The organism is Holdemanella sp. DFI.5.55, from assembly GCF_020593575.1.
Classification (GTDB): Bacteria; Bacillota_I; Bacilli_A; order Erysipelotrichales; family Erysipelotrichaceae; genus Holdemanella; species Holdemanella hominis.
Map to the genome: position 1 here is coordinate 1 of NZ_JAJDMK010000063.1, position 14,055 is coordinate 14,055.

16 protein-coding genes, 1 tRNA gene, 1 pseudogene and 1 riboswitch are annotated in these 14,055 nt (G+C 34.2%); of the genes and pseudogenes, 15 read left to right on the forward strand and 3 right to left on the reverse strand.

What is annotated here, in order from left to right:
- The first annotated feature begins 374 nt into the window (after positions 1 to 374).
- The 7 genes and pseudogenes from LJE08_RS10675 to LJE08_RS10705 form a co-directional block, all read left to right on the forward strand.
- Complete coding sequence (locus LJE08_RS10675; RefSeq protein ID WP_238636042.1) at positions 375 to 755, forward strand: GGDEF domain-containing protein; 381 nt, start codon at positions 375 to 377, stop codon at positions 753 to 755.
- A gap of 203 nt (positions 756 to 958) precedes the next feature.
- The gene (locus LJE08_RS10680) at positions 959 to 1,735 is read left to right on the forward strand and encodes an alpha/beta hydrolase (protein ID WP_217256774.1); all 777 of its coding nucleotides are present in this window, start codon (positions 959 to 961) and stop codon (positions 1,733 to 1,735) included.
- Between the two features lie 22 nt (positions 1,736 to 1,757).
- The gene (nhaC, locus tag LJE08_RS10685) at positions 1,758 to 3,155 is read left to right on the forward strand and encodes a Na+/H+ antiporter NhaC (RefSeq protein WP_217256773.1); all 1,398 of its coding nucleotides are present in this window, start codon (positions 1,758 to 1,760) and stop codon (positions 3,153 to 3,155) included.
- A gap of 48 nt (positions 3,156 to 3,203) precedes the next feature.
- Positions 3,204 to 3,309, forward strand: a riboswitch (TPP riboswitch).
- A 101-nt stretch (positions 3,310 to 3,410) separates the two neighbouring features.
- Positions 3,411 to 4,751 carry a phosphomethylpyrimidine synthase ThiC gene (gene thiC, locus LJE08_RS10690; RefSeq protein WP_117925605.1) on the forward strand — a complete coding sequence of 447 codons (1,341 nt, stop codon included), beginning with the start codon at positions 3,411 to 3,413 and terminating at the stop codon, positions 4,749 to 4,751.
- A gap of 190 nt (positions 4,752 to 4,941) precedes the next feature.
- Positions 4,942 to 5,592, forward strand: a complete 651-nt coding sequence (locus LJE08_RS10695; protein WP_227403191.1) for a Crp/Fnr family transcriptional regulator — start codon at positions 4,942 to 4,944, stop codon at positions 5,590 to 5,592.
- Positions 5,593 to 5,711: 119 nt separating this feature from the next.
- A complete protein-coding gene (locus LJE08_RS10700; RefSeq protein WP_227403192.1) occupies positions 5,712 to 6,086 on the forward strand; it encodes a hypothetical protein in 375 nt (124 codons plus the stop codon).
- A gap of 27 nt (positions 6,087 to 6,113) precedes the next feature.
- Positions 6,114 to 6,431: pseudogene (locus LJE08_RS10705) on the forward strand (DUF3137 domain-containing protein); the annotation flags it as partial.
- Positions 6,432 to 6,901: 470 nt separating this feature from the next.
- Here the strand turns inward: LJE08_RS10705 and LJE08_RS15335 are convergent.
- On the reverse strand, positions 6,902 to 7,180 hold the full coding sequence (locus LJE08_RS15335) for a transposase (RefSeq protein WP_227403200.1): 279 nt from the start codon (positions 7,178 to 7,180) through the stop codon (positions 6,902 to 6,904).
- Positions 7,181 to 7,368: 188 nt separating this feature from the next.
- On the opposite strand from LJE08_RS15335, the gene LJE08_RS10715 reads away from it, so the two are divergent.
- Positions 7,369 to 7,656, forward strand: a complete 288-nt coding sequence (locus LJE08_RS10715; RefSeq protein ID WP_227403201.1) for a DUF6037 family protein — start codon at positions 7,369 to 7,371, stop codon at positions 7,654 to 7,656.
- A 120-nt stretch (positions 7,657 to 7,776) separates the two neighbouring features.
- Here the strand turns inward: LJE08_RS10715 and LJE08_RS10720 are convergent, their stop codons facing one another.
- The gene (locus LJE08_RS10720) at positions 7,777 to 8,196 is read right to left on the reverse strand and encodes a hypothetical protein (RefSeq protein WP_186999183.1); all 420 of its coding nucleotides are present in this window, start codon (positions 8,194 to 8,196) and stop codon (positions 7,777 to 7,779) included.
- Positions 8,197 to 8,525: 329 nt separating this feature from the next.
- Here LJE08_RS10720 and LJE08_RS10725 point away from each other — a divergent pair, with 329 nt between their 5' ends.
- From LJE08_RS10725 to LJE08_RS10735, 3 genes are all read left to right on the forward strand, one after another.
- Complete coding sequence (locus tag LJE08_RS10725; protein ID WP_227403194.1) at positions 8,526 to 9,002, forward strand: pyridoxamine 5'-phosphate oxidase family protein; 477 nt, start codon at positions 8,526 to 8,528, stop codon at positions 9,000 to 9,002.
- Positions 9,003 to 9,030: 28 nt separating this feature from the next.
- Positions 9,031 to 9,591, forward strand: a complete 561-nt coding sequence (locus LJE08_RS10730) for a GNAT family N-acetyltransferase (protein WP_186999182.1) — start codon at positions 9,031 to 9,033, stop codon at positions 9,589 to 9,591.
- A gap of 81 nt (positions 9,592 to 9,672) precedes the next feature.
- Complete coding sequence (locus LJE08_RS10735) at positions 9,673 to 9,921, forward strand: DUF3781 domain-containing protein (RefSeq protein ID WP_117925613.1); 249 nt, start codon at positions 9,673 to 9,675, stop codon at positions 9,919 to 9,921.
- Positions 9,922 to 10,387: 466 nt separating this feature from the next.
- On the opposite strand, the gene LJE08_RS10740 is transcribed toward LJE08_RS10735, so the two are convergent.
- A tRNA-Trp gene (locus LJE08_RS10740) sits at positions 10,388 to 10,462 on the reverse strand.
- A 134-nt stretch (positions 10,463 to 10,596) separates the two neighbouring features.
- On the opposite strand from LJE08_RS10740, the gene LJE08_RS10745 reads away from it, so the two are divergent.
- The 4 genes from LJE08_RS10745 (at position 10,597) to LJE08_RS10760 (ending at position 13,686) form a co-directional block, all read left to right on the forward strand.
- Entirely contained in the window at positions 10,597 to 11,877 is a 1,281-nt protein-coding gene (locus LJE08_RS10745; RefSeq protein WP_227403195.1) for an adenylosuccinate synthase, read from the forward strand.
- Between the two features lie 37 nt (positions 11,878 to 11,914).
- On the forward strand, positions 11,915 to 12,082 hold the full coding sequence (locus LJE08_RS10750; protein WP_227403196.1) for a hypothetical protein: 168 nt from the start codon (positions 11,915 to 11,917) through the stop codon (positions 12,080 to 12,082).
- A gap of 8 nt (positions 12,083 to 12,090) precedes the next feature.
- Positions 12,091 to 12,864: an HAD-IIB family hydrolase gene (locus tag LJE08_RS10755; RefSeq protein WP_227403197.1), complete on the forward strand. Its 774-nt coding sequence runs from the start codon at positions 12,091 to 12,093 to the stop codon at positions 12,862 to 12,864.
- Positions 12,865 to 12,969: 105 nt separating this feature from the next.
- Positions 12,970 to 13,686, forward strand: a complete 717-nt coding sequence (locus tag LJE08_RS10760; protein WP_227403198.1) for a hypothetical protein — start codon at positions 12,970 to 12,972, stop codon at positions 13,684 to 13,686.
- Positions 13,687 to 14,055: the final 369 nt, after the last annotated feature.

Below are 14,055 nucleotides of genomic sequence, written 5' to 3' on the forward strand. Positions count from 1 at the left end.
TGATACTCCCCTATAAAAATGGCTATTTATCAACTGTTTGTTGTGACATAGCCTTAGGAAAATATGAAATTTAGGATATAGAAGATAATTTTATGGATCAAATTTGTAAGATTCATCGAAAATTCAGTCAAGCTGATTATGTAGATCGAGAAGTTGAATTTATGGATCTTGTGACATTAGAAGCAAGGCTTTAAGGCAAAAAATCCATAGATAGTGTTTTCTATGGTAAGATTTCTGGCTGGTGCTGAGTCCGTTTTATTCCGATTGATTATGATGAGGATGGAAGTTTACTCCATGTTCTATATTATGCGGAATGTATTGATGATCAAAAGAAGCGAGAAGACAAATTATTATATTTAGCTCAAACAGATACAATGACGGGAATTTCAAATCGTCGTAGTAGAGAGAAGATGATTGAGCGTGTTTTAAACAACAAAGTCAGTGGCATGATATGTTTAGTGGATTGTGACAAATTTAAGTCCATTAATGATACGTATGGACACATGGCTGGGGATGAGGTCATTGTTGCGATTGCGCATACGCTACAAAAATCGTGTCGTGATAAAGATGTAGCCATGCGTCTTGGTGGAGATGAGTTTGCGTTATTTATTCCAGGTGTTACGGAACGTAAGTGTGCCAATGCTTTCTTTAAACGTTTGTTTGAGAATTTGAAACAAATCCAAATTGAATCTATAAAAGATCATCCGATTATAATGAGTTTAGGGCTTGCATTTATGATGGAAAAGAAGAATTGACCTTTGATGAATTATACTGTAGAGCCGATATGGTAATGTATCAAAGTAAAAAAGGGGAAGGATACCGTGCAACAATATATAAGAAAAAATAGCATCTTGATGAACAAAGAGGCTATTGATGTATTCAAAATGTATACATGTGTTAAAAAGGTATAAATAAATTATATTTTTTGTGGTATTATACCCAAAACGGAGGGAAATATATGCAGAAGTACGTAGAAATTAAGCGGGATGGATTGACATTACGAGGTATGCTTCATGTGCCAGACAATGTAAGTTCGAAAGTGCCTATGGTCATTCTACTTCATGGATTTTGTGATGATCGCAATGAAATAAATTTTGTGCATAATGAGTTATCTCAAAGATTGTGTGATGCTGGTATTGCGAGTGTTCGCTTTGACATGAATGGCAGCGGAGAAAGCGATGGACGCTTTGAAGATATGACTATTTCAAGTGAGATTCTGGATGCGAAAGCCATGTTGAATTATGTCGAATCTTTAGATTTTGTCGATTCTAAAAAAATTGCGCTTCACGGATGTAGTCTAGGAGGATGCGTAGCGAGTATGGTAGCAGGACAATGTAAAGAAAGAGTTCAAGCATTGTCGTTATGGTGCCCTGCACCAGATTTAGTTTATAACTTGAAGGAACATTTGACTTTGTGTGGCCAGAACGTTTCAAACATTGAAAAAGATGGATGTGCAGATGTGGAAGGATTGAAGTTGAGCCTTAAATTTTACCAAGATGCATGTACACTCGATCCTTATAAAGAGGCTTCATTGTTTGATAAAAATGTTTGTACCATTCATGGAGATCAAGACATTACTGCTTCGTGTGAGTGTAGTTACAAGTATAAAGAAATTTTTAAGGAAAGAGCAAAATGTATTATTGTCAAAGGAGCAGAGCATCGTTTTAAATCATTTGCGTTTAGAGAAGCAAGAATGAAAGCGGCTCTAGACTTTCTAAAGGACGAATTGTTATAGATGAAAGAGAAGGAAATTTGATATGAACAAAGAAAGAAAACAGCCAACAACCCTATTTGCGGTGGTTTCATTTTTGGCTATTATTGCCGTATTGATCATTATGATCAACTTAGGATGCAATACAACACTATCGGTATTTGCGGGTGTGATCGTTGCGGTTATTACCACAAAATTTTTAAATATTCCATGGAGTGAAGTGGAACAGAATATTATTAAAACAGCGGCTGAGTGTATGCCGACATTTTTGATTGTCATTATGGTCGGTATGCTTGTGGGAATCTGGATGGCCGGTGGAACCGTTCCATCATTGATGTATTATGGTATGCAAGTGATTTCACCGAAGATCTTAGTACCTCTAGCTTTTGTCCTTTGTGCCCTAACGAGTGAATTTACAGGAACATCCTTTGGTTCTGTGGCAACCATGGGTCTTGCGATGGTGGGAATTGCCGCTACAACAAGTATTCCCGTACCATTAGTTGTAGGTGCCGTTGTTTCTGGAGCGTGGCTAGGAGATAAGATGTCGCCTTTATCAGATACAACCAATTTAGCAAGTGGTGTAAGTAAAGTACCTTTATATGCTCACATTCATTCTATGCAGTATACAACACTTCCTGCAGCTGTAGTCGCTTTGATCTTATTTACAATTGCCGGCTTGTATTATAGTGGTGGAAGTATGGACCTTGCCCAACAAAAATTGATTTTAGATACGCTATCTAAACATTTCAATATCAATGTTCTATTGATTTTACCTGCTATTCTAGTTATTTTGATTTCTGTATTTAAATTACCTTCCTTATTAGGAATGGGCTTAGCCGTAGTTGTATCTGCTGCTTTTGCGATGGTATTTCAAGGGGTAAACTTTGTTGATTTAATGAACTATGCTTTTAATGGTTTCAGCATTGAAACAGGTGTATCCATTGTTGATCCAATGTTGAATCGTGGTGGTGTACTTTCTATGTCTGAATTATTAGTGACATTTATGGTTGCTAGTGTAATGGGAGCTGTCATAACGTCTACTGGTATTTTGGATGTTTTGGCAAAAAATGTTCTTTTAAAATTTATAAAGAATCGTACAGTACTAGTGTTTGTCACTTTGGTGTATTGTTATGTTGTGAACTTCTTAACAGCTGGCGGACAAACAGTATCTATCATTGTAACTGAACAAACGTTTGAATCGACTTATGAAGATATGAATGTTTCTCGTAAAGTATTATCTAGAACACTCGAAGATTCTGGGACATTATCTGCGCCTATCGTTCCTTGGGGTGTTGCGACAATTTATGTCATGGGCGTACTTGGGTGCTCAACAGCTTATATTCCATACGCATGGTTTATCTTTGTCGTTCCTATTTTCTCAATGATTTGTGCCATTACTGGAATTGGAATTTGGGATAAAGAAGAAAAGCCTGTTCGAAAATAAATGTCTTATATCTTTACTATCTTTTAGAATTGGTGTATAACTTAAATGTAAATGAAAAAAGGGAGCTTGTAGTACAGGCTGAGAGGAAAGTATGACTTTCGACCTATAACCTGATTTGGATAATGCCAACGTAGGGAAATACTTTGTCTTTTTAGTGTGAGTATACCTATATTGGTTGCTCACTTTTTTTTGTGGCGAAATGGGGGCACCACTTTTTGTCACGTTAAATAATCATTTGGAAAAGGAGATTTTAAAATGAACACAAATGAAGGTACAGTAAGTACAGGCGCTACATATACCACTCAGATGGATGCTGCGCGTAAGGGGATTATTACGCCAGAAATGAAGATTGTAGCCCAAAAAGAAAAAATGACTGAAGAAGAACTAAGAGAGTTAGTCGCATGTGGTAAGGTTGTAATTCCGGCCAATAAAAACCATAAATCTTTAAATCCTGAAGGTGTGGGAAGTATGTTACGCACGAAGATCAATGTAAACTTAGGGGTTTCTAGAGATTGTAAAGATTATGATGTCGAAATGGAAAAAGTTATGGCAGCCGTAAATCTTGGCGCAGAATCAATTATGGATTTATCGAGTCATGGAAATACACAACCATTCCGTCAAAAATTAACATCTGAATGTCCAGCTATGATTGGTACTGTACCTGTATATGATAGTGTGATTCACTACCAAAGAGATTTAAATACATTAACCGCAAAGGATTTCTTGGATGTAGTCGAGTTACATGCCAAAGATGGTGTGGATTTTGTTACTTTGCACTGTGGAATCACAAGAAAGACGATTGATCAAATCAAAAAACACAAACGTAAAATGAATATTGTTTCTCGTGGAGGAAGTTTAGTCTTTGCGTGGATGTCAATGACAGGTGAAGAAAACCCATTCTATGAATACTATGATGAAATCTTGGATATCTGTGAAAAATATGATGTGACGATTTCTTTAGGAGATGCTTGTCGTCCTGGATGTTTAGCAGATGCCACAGATGTCTGTCAAATCGAAGAATTGGTTCGTTTAGGAGAACTTACAAAACGTGCTTGGGAACATAACGTACAAGTTATTGTCGAAGGACCTGGACATGTTCCATTAGATCAGGTTGCGGCCAATATGCAGGTTCAGCAACAAATCTGTATGGGTGCTCCATTTTATGTGTTAGGCCCATTAGTTACAGATATTGCGCCAGGCTATGATCATATTACAGCGGCTATTGGTGGTGCGGTTGCAGCTATGTCAGGAGCAGCCTTCTTATGTTATGTAACACCGGCAGAACACTTGGCTTTACCAAATGTTGAAGATACAAAACAAGGAATCATTGCTTCTAAGATTGCAGCACATGCGGCTGATATTGCCAAAGGTGTTAAAGGAGCACGAGATATTGATGACAAGATGGCTGACGCAAGAAAGAATCTAGATTGGGATGCGCAATTTGAGTGTGCGCTAGATCCAGAAACCGCAAAAGCAATTCGTCAATCTCGTATGCCAGAAGATGATCATAGTGACACTTGTAGTATGTGTGGTAAATTCTGTGCTGTAAGAAGTATGAATAAGGCTCTATCTGGAGAGAATATTGATATTTTATAATTGTAGTATTTTACATCGTTTATATTTTTTAACAATTATTTGTAGAAATTAATTGATGTTGTGTGTTGTTTATAAAAGTATGATATATTAAGTGTGTAACGTTTAAATGTTATATTCTCTCGTGACATATGTTACTAAAAATGAGATTGGTGAGTATGTTATAATTAGACGTATTGAGAAGGGGTTATTTATGAGTGAGCCAGTTTTAAGTTTTCTTGAAGAAAAGAATCTTCCTGAAGTCATAAAAAAGAAACATACATATTTGATGATGGATGGACACGACCAAGAAGATATTTACGTATTAAAAGATGGTGTTGTGAAAGTGAGTATTGTTTTATGTGATGGGCGTGAATTCAATATCACTTATTTAAAAGGTTTGGATATAATTTCTTTGTTGAAAGATGAAATCAATAAAATGACTACGGCATCATTTCATGCTCGTATCGAAAGTGATACGGCATCTTTCTATCGAATCAACAGAAAATTCTTTGAACAATATGTGAAAGAAAATGAAGAATTACATGCATATATAGAGTCGTATTATCGTAAAAAGATGACCGAAGCTATTTATCGACAGCAACTCATGACAATGAATGGGAAAAATGGAGCTGTGTGTGCATTTATCTATCATTTGATTTCGTTATTTGGTAGACAAGTTAAAAAAGGTATATTTATTGATTTGCAAATCACGAACGATGATATTGCCAGTTTCTGTGGGGTATCCACAAGAAACAGTGTCAATCGTATCTTGCGTGGATTAAGAGAAGAAAACGTTATTACGATGGTGTATCATAAAATCTTAATTTTAGATGTAGATTATTTAAAGCGCTATGCACAGTAAAAGGAACTAATTAATGAAAGAAGGCCAGTGATCATTGACCTTCTTTTTCTATATTTTGACTAATTTAGTGCATTGTTTGAGATGTATTTGTGGGCTTGTTAATATGGGAGTGAAGGGAGATGAATGGTATGGGTAACAGATTGTTGTCTATACTAGGATTATTGATTGCGTTAGTGGGTATTGTGTTTGGTGGTAATCTTGTTTTAGTTATTATTGGATATGTGATTCTTGGCTTAGAACAGATGATCAAGGATAAGGAGGAGAGTACCGCATCTGGTATGGATGAGATTATAAAAGAATTCTTTGAGGATGTGCAATTTAATCCAAATACTCATATGCTTAATGTTAGCGATACGAATATTCTTTTACCTAAACATGATTATTGTAGCGGCAATGGATATGTACAAGGTAAATATAAAGGTTTTTCTGTAGCGTTTTGTACCATTAAACTCACAGATGAGACAGAGGTCTTGCGTGATGAGACTGGCTTGTAGGAAAAGAATGAAAATACAGTTTATACGGGTGAACGGTTGTTGTGTAAGCTTGACCAAAAGTTTAATACGTGGCTAACTATATATCCTTGTAATGCATTGGATAAACAAAGTATTAAAACTGGATATGAGACATTTGATAAGAAGTTTAATTTGACTTGTGGAGATGAAAAATTAGTTCTTGAGATATTGGATTCGAATCGACTAAAGCAAATTATTGCTTTATCAAATCATAAGTTTTCAATAAACTTGAATGAGGATGGAAGACTTTATATTGACGCTCATAGTTTTAAGAATATGAATGATTTAAAGTGGTTTGTGGATATGATAGATGTGTTTAGTGGATAATCAATGAATTATAAAGAATTATATTTAGAAACAAAAGAGATGCTTGAAGAATTTGATTTTATTGATCGAAGATTGTTACATTAACTTATTGTAAGAATGTTGATGATTTAAAATTAGTGCATGATTTTATTAGGGATAAGAAGTATAAGAATATTTATGAAATTCCTAGATATGCACTCTATTTGTATATGAAACGAAATCATCCTGAAAGAATTATTGAGGATTAAAAAAACAGAGAAATAAAATCTCAGGTTTTGATTTAATAAAAAGTTTGCCAAATTGTTTGCCAGAAATGAGAGATTTAAAAATAACTATACCTGAATTATTCATGAAAAGATAATAAAAGAAGATTAGCCTTGTTGATGGATCCAAATTGGCTAATCTTTTTCATTTTGTTTTCGAATGGTTTGAAATGAGTATATAAAAGGATATCAGACATTGCTGATTTTTTAAAATATAGGTTCAAAACGTTAAATCTGCAACACTTTATTCCAGTACTGAGTAAACTGAGTTTTATTTTTGTAGGCACTGCTAAAACTAAGCGTTACCTGTCTTGCGTGTTGTATCACTTTGACTGCTATTTTCTGATATTTCAATCGATATGTATTCATTCGTATTGTCTGATCTTTTTCTTCTAATATTGTTTGCTGGAATACATGATAAAGATTGTAGGCTAGACTTGAAATTAGAAAATCCATTTCATTTTTTACGAATTCTTTATGTGAAGGATTCCCACCGTTAAAATTAATCTTGTAAAAAGTGAATTAGTTTGTATCATAGGTATGGTTCCTTTTTTGGGTTTTGACGCCTATATTATAGAGGAGCTTTTCTTATATGAAAAGTTCACCCAATGGGTGATAAGAAAAATTCGTAGATTTCCTTTAAATTAGGAACATTCTACGAATTTTTATATTTTCATGAATAGTTCAGGAAATACATTTCAAATCATGCGCCGCATAAATGCAAAAGACGTATAGTTGATCCTGCGTATTTGGTTCGTTATCGTCAACATACGATTAAAGATAGTGATGAACCATGGAAAATATATTTTAAAGGCTGGAATAATCACGTATTGGATAAAAAAACAGCAAGAAATTTTGATAAAACGGAAAAGCTATTAGGAAAAAGAGTAGCTGATTATTGCAAAGAGCATAATATTAGTTCGATGTGGTCCGATAAAACTAGTGAAAAAAAGAAAGTAACGTATCCATGGCAGAATAAATAAAAAATAAGGTGTTGTAACGAAATGGGTTTCGAACAACACCTTTATTACTGTTGAATGCTTAGTATGATAATTATAAGAAGAGCCTTATGTATAACGAATAGTTATAGCTGCTAGTGAATATTATTCTAAAAATATTTTTAAAGCATTTAAAGATAAATCATCTATATAATGGCCTTCTAATAATTCTATAGATACGTATTTGAAAGGTTTATCTATATCATCTATTAAGCGTTGTTTAAAGATGACTTTGGATTTATCAATTAAATAGGTGAATTTTGCACGGTCATAAACATAATAGTTCTCAATGTCATGTAGAGTATAGAAATATGAATAATCGTTTAAATCTGTGTAAGTGGATCCAATTTGTATGTTTGTATAAGATCCAAGTGTTTTAAGTCTAATCACAATAATTCTGTTTGCATCTGGTTCTTCTCTTTTATAATTTGTGAATGAAGTTTCAAAATGCCGAAGGTGGAGAACGGCAATGGTACTTAATCTCGGATATAGAAAAAGCACACCTGTTTTCGCTGTTTGTTGCAAAAACAAGTACGCCTGCAAAATGTCGTAAAATCAAAGATTCTTCCGTCAGCTATTGGTTGAACAGGCATTTCTAGTTGCTCTGTCAACATAGCCGACGAAGGTATTACGACTGGTTCGTTGTCGGTTTCATTCAGTTTTTCACGGTATTACGGTGGTGTTATAAAGCAATATAGGTTTTTACAAGTTTTTATTGGTAATATGATGGTGTTACAAATTTTTTGTATGAAAATTAAACACGATATGTTTCCTCTCTACAAACCACTTATATTTTGTGTTAAAATAAATCAAAAAATCGGAATTTGTATCAACGTAAAAAGGAGAGCAATATCATGTTTAGAACAATTCGTAAAAAGAAAAATGAAATCAGCATTGACACGGCAAAGGCTCTTTTGCAGTCCAGCCGACGTGGCGTTCTTGCCGTAAATGGAGATGACGGATATCCCTATGCAATTCCTATCAACTATGTCTACGATGACGATGCGCAGAAAATTTATTTTCATGGAGCACGTGTAGGTCATAAAGTAGATGCACTGCGTGCCTGTGACAAAGTATGCTTCACGGTATATGGAAATGAAACCATCAAAGAAGAAGATTGGGCACCGTTTGTGCAGAGCGTTGTGGTATTCGGCAGATGCCACCTCATAGAATCCGGTGCAAGAGCAACAACTCTGTTAAAACGATTTGCAATGAAATACTATCCCAGCGAACAGTTAGTTGATGAGGAAATTTCCCATGCAGGAAAGGCTGTGCAAATTTTTGAAATAGACGTGGAGTACCTCAGCGGCAAGGAAATACAGGAACGATAAATTAGAATTTGTGGAGGAGAAATACTATATGACCACAGATGTTATTAGTGAAAAAGATGGTTTTGTAATACGTCTAGCCAAAGCAGATGACGCAGTTAATTATTATGAACAGAATTATTGTCCTTTAGATAAGGAAGTGGCACGTTTGACTGGCTGTAAAGAAGAATTTTCAAAAGAAGAAGTAGTATCCTTTTTTCTGAAATCGCTTGAGGAAAATGATAGGTATTTCTTTTTGATTATAGCACCTGACGGAGATATTATAGGTGAAAGTGTAATTAATGAAATTGATTGGGATTTGAGGTGTGCTAATTTCCGAATAGGTCTTTATCGTCAAGCGGAAAGAGGAAAAGGTATTGGCACATGGGCAACGGAAATTACTCGTGATTTTGCTTTTGAGAAACTAAAATTACATCGTTTAGAATTAGATGTGTATTCATTCAATTCCAGAGCCGAAACAGTATATTTAAAAGCAGGATTTAAGCGGGAAGGTGTTTTAAGAGATGCTATTATGGATGGCGCTAAGTATGCAGATGATATATTGATGTCGATTTTAGAAGATGAATGGAGAACATTAAAAACGCAACGATAACTTACAATTTAGTTATTTGTTAGATAACTTACAATTTATTGATTTGTTAGATAAATAGTAATTTTTTGAGGAGATTAAGTTATGGAAGATAAACAAATATTACTTGATAATATAAGTAAAGTGCATACTACTGAAATGGGGATTGATAGAATTAAGAAGAATCTAAAATTGAATACTAATGATGTAGTTGAATTTTGTAAAAATAAAATTTTAGATAAGAATTGTAATATTTATAAGCAGGGTAAAAATTGGTATTGTGAAATTGATAATATTAAAATAACTATTAACTCTTATAGTTATACAATTATTACAGCACATCTAATCAAATAAATTCAAGTTTAGTTTTCTCAGTTTCCGTGAGGATGGCTTGTCCAAGTTGTAAAAAAAGAAGACCTTCATCGAAAGCACCTGCATCTAAGAACATCTGTGATTACATCTCGAACGCATAAGAACAAAGAAACTTAATGTTTCTTTGCTTTTTTTTGTGCTTTATTGAGCACGAATAAGTAAACGTAATTCTTAGTTTCATGAAAACAATCTCAGATTATTGTGTGAAGGTTGATTGAAATTTGTTTTGGCTATAGGTTGATCTATATATAATCTGGGAGACTATTCTGTCATAAAAAGCTCTTTATTCGAGCTTTAAAAAATACGTTTCTAAAAGTAAAAAAAATAATTTTTTTCGAATTGTTTGCCAAAAAGTTTGCCAAAACGGGTAAAAATCGACTTTTTGGCAACAAAAAAACTCTCAAATCCACTTTATATAAAGCGTTTTTGAGAGTTTTAAGTTTCAAACTGGCAGGGGTAGTAGGACTCGAACCCACATCAACGGTTTTGGAGACCGCTATCTTAGCCTTTGGACGATACCCCTAAGTGCCTATTAATGATAACATGAATTAAATGGTTGTGCAAGCTCTTTTTTTAAAAAATCTCAATTGACAATAATATGAGGGTTACTTATAATTAATTAGGTATTGTAAAGAACATACCTAAAAGGAGGCTCTTATGTCAAGCCAAGTAGTTGTAGGTACCCAATGGGGCGATGAGGGTAAAGGAAAAATCGTCGATGTTTTAGCAGAAAAGGCGGATATGATCGTTCGTTTCCAAGGTGGAGACAATGCAGGTCATACAGTCATTGTAAATGGTAAGAAACATGTATTGCACTTATTACCAAGTGGTGTTCTACATGAAGAAGCAACTTGTATCATTGGTCCAGGAGTTGTTTGTAACCCATTCGTATTATTAAAAGAAATGGAACAATTAGAAAAAGATGGTTTATCAACTAAACACATCATTATTAGTGACCGTGCACAGATGTTAATGCCATATCATCAATATCAAGATGAATTAGAAGAGCAAGCTGCATCTAATAAAATCGGAACTACAAAACGTGGAATTGGTCCATGTTATGCAGATAAGTATGCCCGTCATGGTATTCGTTATCATGAATTTAAGGATTTTGAACATTTTAAAGTTCGTTTAAAAGACTGCTTAGATTTCAAAAACAAATTATTTACTGCCGTATATGGTGGAAAAGCTATGGATTACGATAAGATGGTAGCTGATTTTGAAGCTATTTATGATCGTATTATTCCTATGATTCAAGAAACAACACACTTAGTCAATGAAGCTTTGGATGGAGATAAGACAGTATTGTTTGAAGGGGCTCAGGCAGCAATGCTTGATATCAACTATGGTACATATCCTTATGTAACTTCTTCAAGTCCAACAAGTGCTGGTGTTACTACAGGCGCTTGTGTTGCACCAAGTCGTATTCAGACTGTTGTGGGTGTTGTTAAAGCGTATTCAACTCGTGTTGGTGAAGGACCATTCGTTACTGAATTATTAGATGACCAAGGTGAATGGATTCGTGAACACGGTGGAGAATATGGAGCTACTACAGGTCGTCCTCGTCGTTGTGGATGGTTAGATCTATTAACTGTAAAACACGCAAACTTAATGAGTGGATTAACAGATATTGTTATCACTAAGATAGACGTATTAGATGGTTTAGATGAAATCAAGGTTTGTGTTGGATACGAAATCGATGGTAAAGAATATAACTATATTCCTAGTGATCAGGCAGATGTTGCCAAAGCTAAACCAATCTATAAGACTTTCAAAGGTTGGAAGACAGATATCACTAAGATGACTACAGTCGATCAATTGCCTCAGGAATGTTTAGACTATGTACACTTCATTGAAGAATTCACAGGCGTACGTGTTTCTATGATTTCTGTAGGACCAGATCGTGTTAATAATATTTACGTACATGAGATCAAGTAATTTGATCTCTTTTTGATATTGTGAAAGGAGCAATGGTTTGATGATACCTGATACAGTTCATGGACATATAGAAGAGATTGTATGTGGAAAAAGCGGATTGACACTAAACCATGAAATTCGAGATATGGAAGAATATGTTACGAACTTGAGTGGGAAACAAAATTTAAGATGTGATGGTTGTATTGACGAGGGTACAAGAAAGTAGGGAATCGAATGAATAAAAAATATTTTTTCTTTGATATTGATGGTACTTTAACTGATCGAAACACTGGTAAAATCGTATCGAGTGCACAAGTGGCATTGAATGAACTTCAAAAGGCAGGTCACTTTGTGGCTATTGCGACAGGTCGTGCTCACTATAAAGCACGTAAGTTTATGGAAAGCGTGGGTCTTCATGATATGGTTTGTTGCGGAGGTGGTGGATTAGTCATTCGTGATGAATTGGTTCAAAATATTCCTTTAGATTTAGAAAAATCAAAGAAAATTGCCAAACAAGCCTTGTCTTTAGGGTATGGTGTTTTATTTGCGTTAGATGATTCAATTAAAGTATATACATTAGATCATACTTTCCAGAATCAAGTTGGAGACCGTAAGGAACCAACGGAATATATTTATGATGAGAACTTAGATGTAGATGCATTGGATGTAATCTATAAAATGTATATCTCAATCCCTAAAGAGAAAGAATCCGAATTGACTTTAAAGGATACTTTAGGGAATATGCGTTTTGTACCCGATTATTTAATGTTTCAATATGATGCTAAGCATCAAGGTATTCTAGATATGATGCAGCATATTGGTGGTGATTTAAAAGATGTGGTTGTCTTTGGGGATGACACTAATGATATGGTTATGTTTGATCCACAATGGACAAGTGTAGCGATGGGAAATGCGTGTCAGGAATTAAAGGATATCGCAACAATAGTCACAGATGCCAATGTAGATGATGGTATATATAATATTTGTAAGAAAATGAAATGGATTTAGCGTCGAAAGGCGCTTTTTTTGCGCAAAAATTAAAATTTATTAGAAAAAGTGCATTTTTTTACGTATATGAGTATGTAGGAAATCCCTACTAGAAAAGAGGTGCTCATGCGTAGCGCAAATTTATTAAATGATTTCGCCTTTAAGTATGTGTTTGGCGAAGATTGTAAGGAGGCAAACGATGCCTTAAAATCATTACTCACGGTATTTTTGGAAAGAAAGGTGGTGAATGTAAATGTAACGAATGTGGGGTTTGATCCAATACTTGAAGCTTTTGTAGAATTTGACGATAACACCAAGATGAAACTAGCTATTCTGATAGATCAAAATATAATCAAATTACATCGCTTATCTGAATATTATCTTATGAGGTTGTTTGGATCACAGGAAGAATATGATTTAAACCCATGTCAAGTCATTGCGTTCTATGATGGTAAGGAATGTGAATTTGAAATAGATCTTCAATTTAGAAATGATAATGGTATTTTGTTTTTTCCGGATGGCATGTTGAAAATATCTGTGTATTCAACACAAAATTTAGATAAGTCTTATGATCAGATGGATGATAAAGAAAAAATGGTATATTACTTTTTGAATTGTCGTGATAATGGTAAAACTAAGATGATAGAAAATGATGAAGTAATTCAAACGGTAGAAAAACGAGTAGAAACCATATCGAATGATTGTTGGACAAAATGGATTGAAGACTTTAGAATACAACAAGAAAATGAACTAAAACTTGAATTTGAAGAAGCTCATAAACGATTAGAGGAAGCAAATAAAAAAGTACAAGAAGCAAATAAACGTGCAAACGAATCAGATTAAAAGATTGCGCAAATGAATCAAGAAATGACATTGATAATCTAAACTATGCTTTCAAATGATATGAGCGTATCTCAAATTGCGAAGTGTGTATCGAAAAGTGAAGAAGAAATTATGAAATGGATATCGTAGTCGCCTATGTGGTGGCTTTTTATGATATTTTTTTCAAAGTTGGATGTTACTTCATAATAATGATGAAAATAAATGTACAACAAATAAGCAAGTAATATGCATCCTAAAACTATTTTGTTAAATTGTAGGTTGTAAAATAAAAAATGTATTGAAATTTCTTGATTATTCAATATTATGTTTAGTAGGAGATAATATGAAGTGACCTCCTATTGTCAATACGTGGATTACGACTCATAATTG

What these genes read in the sequence shown, in the direction of transcription:
- LJE08_RS10675 (WP_238636042.1), top strand. Translation starts at nt 375, where the DNA reads ATGACGGGAATTTCAAATCGTCGTAGTAGAGAGAAGATGATTGAGCGT.
- LJE08_RS10680 (WP_217256774.1), top strand. Translation starts at nt 959, where the DNA reads ATGCAGAAGTACGTAGAAATTAAGCGGGATGGATTGACATTACGAGGT.
- nhaC (WP_217256773.1), top strand. Translation starts at nt 1,758, where the DNA reads ATGAACAAAGAAAGAAAACAGCCAACAACCCTATTTGCGGTGGTTTCA.
- thiC (WP_117925605.1), top strand. Translation starts at nt 3,411, where the DNA reads ATGAACACAAATGAAGGTACAGTAAGTACAGGCGCTACATATACCACT.
- LJE08_RS10695 (WP_227403191.1), top strand. Translation starts at nt 4,942, where the DNA reads ATGAGTGAGCCAGTTTTAAGTTTTCTTGAAGAAAAGAATCTTCCTGAA.
- LJE08_RS10700 (WP_227403192.1), top strand. Translation starts at nt 5,712, where the DNA reads ATGAATGGTATGGGTAACAGATTGTTGTCTATACTAGGATTATTGATT.
- LJE08_RS10725 (WP_227403194.1), top strand. Translation starts at nt 8,526, where the DNA reads ATGTTTAGAACAATTCGTAAAAAGAAAAATGAAATCAGCATTGACACG.
- LJE08_RS10730 (WP_186999182.1), top strand. Translation starts at nt 9,031, where the DNA reads ATGACCACAGATGTTATTAGTGAAAAAGATGGTTTTGTAATACGTCTA.
- LJE08_RS10735 (WP_117925613.1), top strand. Translation starts at nt 9,673, where the DNA reads ATGGAAGATAAACAAATATTACTTGATAATATAAGTAAAGTGCATACT.
- LJE08_RS10745 (WP_227403195.1), top strand. Translation starts at nt 10,597, where the DNA reads ATGTCAAGCCAAGTAGTTGTAGGTACCCAATGGGGCGATGAGGGTAAA.
- LJE08_RS10755 (WP_227403197.1), top strand. Translation starts at nt 12,091, where the DNA reads ATGAATAAAAAATATTTTTTCTTTGATATTGATGGTACTTTAACTGAT.
- LJE08_RS10760 (WP_227403198.1), top strand. Translation starts at nt 12,970, where the DNA reads ATGCGTAGCGCAAATTTATTAAATGATTTCGCCTTTAAGTATGTGTTT.